This window comes from Mesorhizobium sp. M0772, from assembly GCF_040320135.1.
Classification (GTDB): Bacteria; Pseudomonadota; Alphaproteobacteria; order Rhizobiales; family Rhizobiaceae; genus Mesorhizobium.
Map to the genome: position 1 here is coordinate 1 of NZ_JAMYPB010000099.1, position 6115 is coordinate 6115.

4 protein-coding genes are annotated in these 6115 nt (G+C 56.9%); 1 reads left to right on the forward strand and 3 read right to left on the reverse strand.

Annotated features, from left to right (window positions below):
- Positions 1-290: 290 nt before the first annotated feature.
- The 3 genes from NKI06_RS30590 to NKI06_RS30600 are packed head-to-tail and all read right to left on the reverse strand — an operon-like array spanning position 291 to position 5106.
- On the reverse strand, positions 291-2987 hold the full coding sequence (locus tag NKI06_RS30590) for a lyase family protein (protein WP_352826471.1): 2697 nt from the start codon (positions 2985-2987) through the stop codon (positions 291-293).
- Positions 2987-4042 carry a cysteine synthase family protein gene (locus tag NKI06_RS30595; protein ID WP_352561694.1) on the reverse strand — a complete coding sequence of 352 codons (1056 nt, stop codon included), beginning with the start codon at positions 4040-4042 and terminating at the stop codon, positions 2987-2989. Before NKI06_RS30595 ends, NKI06_RS30590 begins: the two co-directional genes overlap by 1 nt.
- A gap of 8 nt (positions 4043-4050) precedes the next feature.
- Complete coding sequence (locus tag NKI06_RS30600; RefSeq protein ID WP_352561696.1) at positions 4051-5106, reverse strand: GHMP family kinase ATP-binding protein; 1056 nt, start codon at positions 5104-5106, stop codon at positions 4051-4053.
- Positions 5107-5624: 518 nt separating this feature from the next.
- On the opposite strand from NKI06_RS30600, the gene NKI06_RS30605 reads away from it, so the two are divergent.
- A partial coding sequence (locus NKI06_RS30605; RefSeq protein WP_352987912.1) for a transposase occupies positions 5625-6115 on the forward strand: 491 nt, incomplete at its 3' end.

The following is a 6115-nucleotide window of genomic DNA, read 5'->3' on the forward strand; positions in this document are numbered from 1 at the left end:
CGCTGAGCAAATCTATCATAATTCTCTCCCAGAAGTGGCGTTGCCTATCTTTTGCAAAACGGACCCTCGGCGCCGTTCCGCCTCGATCCAGCAATCGTCCAAGGCTAGATGGTTTCTGCGACACTTGCGGATAAGCCAAAGCGACCTCGCAAGGCGGACTTTCGACGTCACAAGGCGCCAAATGAAGGCGAGAGGCTTGCGCCAAAATGCGCCTCGCTGAAACGTCTAGGGCGCAAACTGGGGATTTGAAATAGAAGTTAGATATACATTGAACTTGTCGCCTGGCTTCTTCAGGCAGGTGGTTGTCTATCGATGAGTTCTTTCACCCTCTGTCTACGATGTATCTCAGCGTACGCCCAGCGCTGCCGTATTTCCTCGCATTTGAGCTGCATGTCCCGAAACAGCGTTTTTGCTGCAGAAAGCTGGTTGGCGGTCGATCTTTTTCCGGGCCCTCCTCCGAACTGCAGAGCGTCCCTGCACTCTTCGAGACTCTCGGGTAAAACGCCAACGAGCTGGCTGGCCAGACCCCGTCGGCGCTCCGCGACGCTGCTATCCTGAGGCAGGCTCCCGGCGATCTCGCTAATTAGTGTGTGTGCCTTTCTAAAAGGAACGCCTCGCGACGCCATGCGCTCCGCGGCGACGGCCGTCATCGATGATCCGTCTTCCAGATATCCGCGCATCGACTTCACGTTGAATGACATGCACTTCACAATAAGCTGTGTCAGAATGATGGCCCGCTTCAGGGCATCTTCTGCAAGGCTCAGCGGAGAGCAACCGTAGTTGCTTACTTCGATGGAGTTGCTGAAAGGCGATTTGCAGGTTGCTGTTGCCGCAGAAACGTATGCGCCAATCACGGTGCTTGCCGCCCCCTTGATGTGTTCAAGCAGAAACGGGTTCTTCTTTTGGGGCAGCATGGAAGAGCCGCCGGCAAGATTGTGGGGAATGTCGATGAAGGAGAACTCTCGCGTCGTCCAAACCTGCAGATCCTGGGCCACACGACTGAGCAACACTGAAACACCAGCGAAGACTGAAAGCCCTTGCAGGTGATGATCGCGGCTCGCGACCGCATCAAGTGAGTTGAACGACGGCAGTTCGAATCCCAGAAGATCTGCCGTTTTCAGGGGGTCTATCTGCATACTGGTACCTCCGCCCGCACCCGCCCCCATTGGGCAATTCCTGGTGTCTTCCAGCAGGCAATGGAGGCGCTGGCGCTCGCGCCCCAGAGCGAACAAGACGCCAAGCAGGTAGTGCCCTGGCGACCCAGGGAGTGCGATTTGGTACTGACTGTACAGCGGAGCCACAAATCTCGATGCCTCTTCCGCTCGCTGAAGCAGCGCATCCTGTAGAATTCCTATTTCTCGCGAGATGGACCACGCGGCCTCGCGGAGAGCTAGGAGAGAAATGGTCGCGTTCAAGTCGTTGCGGGACCTCGCAAGATGCAGCCAGCCGGCCTTTTCCGGGCCAGCTCTGGCAGCGAGTTCTGCCTCATAAGCAAGATAGAGGCCACGCGGAGCGTCGCGGCCCTCCAAAGACTGAAAGCCCTTGTCCTGGAGGTCCAAGATGTGGTTGAGGAGATCGGCGGCGGCTGCCTGGCTGATTAAGCCCTGGTCGGCGAGCATAACCAAATGTGCTTCGTCTACGGTCGCTTGGTACTGCAAAAGGCGACCGTCACGTGAGATTTCGATAGGCGGGGCGAGCAACTTCATCGCTTCGGGATGCAGGGTCCACCTGCCCTCGCTCGACCCAGCGTCTTGCTTGTTGTTCGATTCGCCAGTAGCCGCCTCGATATCGATCACAATGGAATCGATCATCCGTTCAGCTGCCGCGGCAGCGGCATTGAGTTCATCGGCGACGCCTATGGCATAGGCTACCCGGTCTCTAAAGTCGCCATTTATTTGAACTTCCTCCCCCTCAGATTTCAGTAGTCCCGCTACGGGCACTGTCGGTTCTGTATTTCGAGAAAAGCTCAGGCGTTTGAGCTTGCCGGATTTATGAGCGAGTTTGAAACGGATGACTCCCGCCATCGCGCTCGCGCGTGGAGGCGTGAACCCTTCTCCCGCGTAAAGTCTAATTACCACGTCAAGGATTGACGTGCCCAAGGCGTGCGAGAGCATGACTGGAATCATTCCTCCAGCCAGCCTGGGATTGACCTCGATGATGACGGGCCCCGACTCCGTTATCACGAACTCTACATGAGCCGGTCCGAAATTCAGGCCCAGAGCTGACACCGCGCCCGCCGCAAAAGAAGCCAATTCCTTGAGGGATGGCTCCGGTAGCGGGGCCGGGAAGTCATGCCCTACCTCGACGAAGCAGGGAGCCGGCCCTTTGTGCTTTGAAAGAATTCCAATGCAATGCAGCGTCCCCTCGCAAGCTATTATCTCTGCAGAGTATTCCTTACCTTCCACATATTGCTGGATCAGGATGTCGGGGCTGTGCAGATCCACTTGATCGAGCAGGGCGCCCCTTGCACTCTCAAACGCCTTGATGGCGGCTGCGGCACTATCGCACAACCGCACGCCGCTACTACCGCTTCCAGAGACCGGCTTTACGACAACTGGCAAAGTAGCTTGGGCAAGAATATTCTCGACGTCTCTTACGGAAGTGGCCAGCCGTGTTTCAGGGATCGCGATTGATTGTCGCCCTAACTGGGCCGCTTGTTTCCATTTGTTCCGACATGTGGCTATAGCCTCCGGATTTGGTGCTGACAGCCCCATTGCCGTCGCGACACGCGACGCTGCTTCCACAAAATAATCGGACGACGAATATATCCCTGCCAACCTTTTTAATTTGGCGGCCATCCCGATGAGTTCATCCGGACTACGTGTTTCAGCTTCGATCACTTGAGCGACCGAGTCTTTGAGGAACGGATAGCGCACAGGATTGCGCGTGACGAGATAGGGCTCAAAACCGAGGGCTCTGGCCCGCTTCATCAATAGTTCGCCAGTGCCCGTCGTATTGCTTTCCACAAATAAGAAGCTACCTCGCATCACACTTGCTCCAAAAGGCTTAAAACAGCTTCCCGGCTTCTCCGATCCCAATGATATCGGTTCCATGGAGGGAGGGCGGTCGAGGGATGATTTTCGCTGGCCGGCGCGGCCAGCGACACATCTTCATTTGAACATGCGGTCTGCTCAAGCCTCTTATGGTCGTAAAGTGCTTCGACGTAGCGGTGGCCTTCATCAGGACATATGACGACTACTGTCTCTTCAGGATACTGCCGAGCGCGCCAGCGCCCCACGATGTAACTCGCTCCGGAGGTCGGACCGGCGAAAACGGCGTGCCGCTCGTGGAGGGTTCGCGTCGCAGCAAATGCGAGCGGAGCTGAGATTAGATGCACTTCGTCATACAGTTCATGCTTCACGTTCTTGGGGACTAGACTGTTCCCCAGCCCCCGCAGCTTCCGTTCGCCATCCGGTTGGCCGAAAATGACGCTGCTGAAGGTGTCCACTCCAATCAAGCAGGCGCCAGGGGCTGTTTGGCGGAGGCGCTCTATCGTTCCGCAAGTAGAGCCGCCTGACCCCACAGAACCGACCAATGTTACGTCCGCGTCCAGCATCCCCGATATTTGATCGGCGAAGAGCTTATAGGCTGCGGGGTTGTCCGGTGTGTCGTATTGCCGGGGCCAAAAACAGGACCGGCCCAACTGTCTCATCCGAGCGTGTAATGCGTCCAGGCGACTTCTTTGATAGCCACCCTGCGTTGCCTTTTCAGTAATTATGGAGACGTCGACCCCCAACGAGTTCAACCTCCTTTCCAGACCCTTGTCCATCACCGGGTCTGTGAAGATTTCGAGCCGGAACCCACGTTCCCGGCAAACTACGGCCAAACCCAGGGCGAAAGTTCCGCTCGAGGTCTCGAGAACTTTCATGCCGTGCGTCAAAATCCGTCGCGCCAGCGCTTGCTCAATGATGTACTTGGCAGGGAGAAGCTTCATGAACGCGAACTGCGCAAGGTAGAGGTTTGTCTCACACCTAATAATGCTGGGGAGAGCATAGGCATCAGAATAGCTGGAGAATGGCAGGCGTTTGCGGACAGCGTCCATATCTCACCTCACCGATAACGAGCCATGGTCAGATATATTTTAGGTGAGTTGTCAAACGGGGACACATGGGCGAGCACTGCCCGAAGCTTCGGTGGAAAGTCAGCCGCCATTCGATCAAGCAGGATTCCAACCATTGTGCCGCTGTGCGCGACTATGACCCCGAGAGCGTCAGTGGCCTCGGAAACTTTCAACATCGAGTTCAGATGCTCCTTTGGGGCCCGCTCCTGATGCAGGAGGGCGCTGGCTGTAGCTATTCCGCCTATCGTAGCCGTGTCACCCCGCGGAATTGCGGTCCGTGCTCGGCAGAGTAATTGGTGATATTCTGCTCTGTGACTGGCGGAGATTTCACCTCGCCGCTGATCATAGTCGACGGTTTCGACAGTCCCTCCTTCATCGATACCAACGATTGCAAGTGGCGGCATTTGCCCAAGGAAGGAGAGAAGGCTACATGCACGCTGCTGATATGCGACCACTCCTGGGTACATCACCCCGTCGGATGGCTCGATCTCCGCCATTAGCTTCTCGATCAACGATGTCCGGATTCTACGCTTGAAACAGCAGGCGATTGACCGTGCCGTCGCAACGAGATCCGCAGACGAACTCGCCATCCCTTTCCCTTCGGGGAGCTCAGATTGCAAAAGGAGGATTCCTCCTGAGGCGCCGAGCGCAATCACGAGATTCTCCGCAAGCCGTTTGGCTTTGACTTTATGTGACGGAGAGACGGTTACGCATTGTGTGCCTGCAATCGGGATGAAATGAGCTCGCGCAAAGAGCGCGATGGGCATCGTGATCAAGAAATTAGGGTCCCGGGGAACGGAGCCGACCGGTAACTGGCCTTGCAGCAACTCGCCGAATGTGCCGCAACAAAGAGCGTTGCTAGAATGAACGCTTAGCTGCTGCCCGTCGTCGGCAATAATCTCAGTCGCATCTGCGCCATCGAATGTCTGGTGATAGATGTGTGGCCTCCAAACTTCATCCGCGGCCGCTTTCACAAGTTCGCTAGCCGCGATGCTCGTCCCGCTTCGCGGAGGGCCCATTGGATGGGTAGAATTTTGGATGGCCATATCACTTCCCGTCAGGTTCATTGAAGTGTGATTTGCCGCTATAAGGCTAGACCGGATCATTGGAAGATGGGCTCGCGTGGTGCCCAACCTCAGGAATGGGATGAAGCTACCATAGTCCGTAATTTTAGATTGCAAATGTTCTGTAAAAATACTTTTAGGATCTGTTGCACTTTTGATTATCGGCGGTGCGGCATGGAGTGCTCTCAGCGTTTTTCGGTGTCGGTGACGTTCAGGGGACGCCGTTTTGAGGAGTGAGTGATCCTGTTTTAGTCCGCTGGTACCTGGCCATCCGACGCGATCATTGGGCATCCAAGTACAGCGCGGGTCATCCGCGACAGATGCACGGCATCGACGCATGGCCCTCCCGGATCACAGCGTCCCCCACGCAGATGGCCAGGCCCTGCGTCGGGGGCACCGCGAGGTAGTGTGCTGAGAGTTCTGCAAATTCGCTGAGAGAGGGCGGTCATGGCAGGCTGGTGATGTTCAACGTCACCTGATTCCCGTGAAGGAACGCCACCATGACCAAGACTGAAAGTAAGACCGCCAGCGCTGCCGTCAAAGACATTCTGCTTTCGAACCCGGAGGGATTGCACGAAGTGATCCGTGCGGTGATGCAGGAGGTGCTCGAGGCCGAGATGGACGAGGCGCTGGGTGCTTCGAAGAGCGAGCGCACGCCCGAACGGCTCGGCTATCGCTCGGGCTATTACGGCCGTACCCTTGTGACGCGGGTCGGCAAGCTCGAGCTGCGGGTTCCGCAGGACCGGGCCGGGCGCTTCTCCACCGAGCTGTTCGAGCGCTACCAGCGTTCCGAGCGGGCCTTGGTGGCGACGCTGGCGGAGATGTATGTCCAGGGCGTGTCGACCCGAAAGGTGAAGGCGATCACGGAAGAACTGTGCGGCCATGCCTTCTCGGCCTCGTCGATCTCGGCCATCAACAAGCGGCTGGACGAGAGCCTCGCTGCCTTTGCCAGGCGCCCCCTTCAAGAGCCGTTTCCTTACCTCATCCTCGA